This is a genomic window from Deltaproteobacteria bacterium (assembly GCA_030690165.1).
Classification (GTDB): Bacteria; Desulfobacterota; GWC2-55-46; order UBA9637; family UBA9637; genus JACRNJ01.
Window position 1 is genome coordinate 1 of record JAUYHF010000068.1, and the last position, 1,226, is coordinate 1,226.

Below are 1,226 nucleotides of genomic sequence, written 5' to 3' on the forward strand. Positions count from 1 at the left end.
CTATCTGGTCATTGGTAAGACCAGTTTCATAAAACAATTCCTGGGAATAAAGGTTCTCCCCGATTATGACGTGTTTTGATAACGCGGCAGGGTCGCCTGTAAAGCCGAAGTCCAAGCCGTAGAAGGGGTCGCCATCAGGCAGTACATCCACCTGTTCAAAGAACGGATGAACCAAGCCCTCGACTTTTCCGATAAGCCCGTCAATATATATTCGTTTCCAGTTTGGGTCTCTTGCTCCCATACCCAATATATTTTCAACCACAGACTGAGGGATAACATTTATGGCATCTTTATAAGTGCAATGAATGTATTTACTATTCTCATCATCAACCAAATCATTACTATGAAACCAGAACTCACTTGTAGGGTTCCAATCGGCAATAGTGAATGTCTTTGTTCTGGCATCTAACTCCCTGAAAGCATCATAAGGAATGTTATTTGCTTCATTAACAAAAAGAATATCTCGCCGTGCCCCTCTTTGCTTGGATGGGTCATCGGCAGAGAAAAACTCTATTTTCGCAAAATCAAATGTATAGATAAAATCAGTCTTGTTGTAATTATTAGGAATCAGGTTGTCGCCCATGATATTCTGGAAATCCCTCAGGCAACCACGTTTGATATGGGGGATGGACTCGCTTACTATTGAAATAAGAATGGGGAATTTGGCCTTTTCAGCAATAAGCACAAGAAGTTGCACAACTGAAAAAGTTTTACTTGCCGCAGTCCCGCCTTCCACCCAGACGTGTCGCTTGCCAGTATCCCAGGCTTCAATCAGTTGTTCAAAGACTACGGTTGTGTCCACTGACACCTTCCTTTACTTGCCATTGTAGCAACTTTACGATTTATCATTGGGACCTGTCTGACTTCGCCTAATTGGGGTGTCTCAGTCTCCATTTAGCCTATTCCCTATTCTATCCACCAATTCTTTTGACTTCTCGCTTGTAACATTGATAATCCAATTATAGGTATTCCCGCCCGGTTTCCCTTTGTCTTCTTTTTTGAACTGCGGTATCATACCGCCATACAGGTCTTCCGCAGCCTCTATTATAGCCTTAAGCAAATTGGCTGTAGCTCCCTTCTGGCTTGCAGGTATATCTTCCTTATCAATAATCTTCGCCCCATGCAGGAATCCCCTTTCTATGTTTTTCATGATTCCGATATAAACCTGGTCAGCCCAATCCGAATCTTCTACCAGTTGGTCTTTGACAAACTGTACACTTACCTGT

Annotated in this window: 2 protein-coding genes; both read right to left on the bottom strand. The window is 42.7% G+C overall.

The window, feature by feature from the left end; translation table 11 throughout:
* The coding region (locus Q8P28_11450) for a hypothetical protein (protein ID MDP2683387.1) at window positions 1-802 on the bottom strand (802 nt) is incomplete at its 3' end.
* A gap of 81 nt (window positions 803-883) precedes the next feature.
* Window positions 884-1,226 (bottom strand): hypothetical protein (locus Q8P28_11455; GenBank protein ID MDP2683388.1); only part of this gene is annotated, 343 nt, incomplete at its 5' end.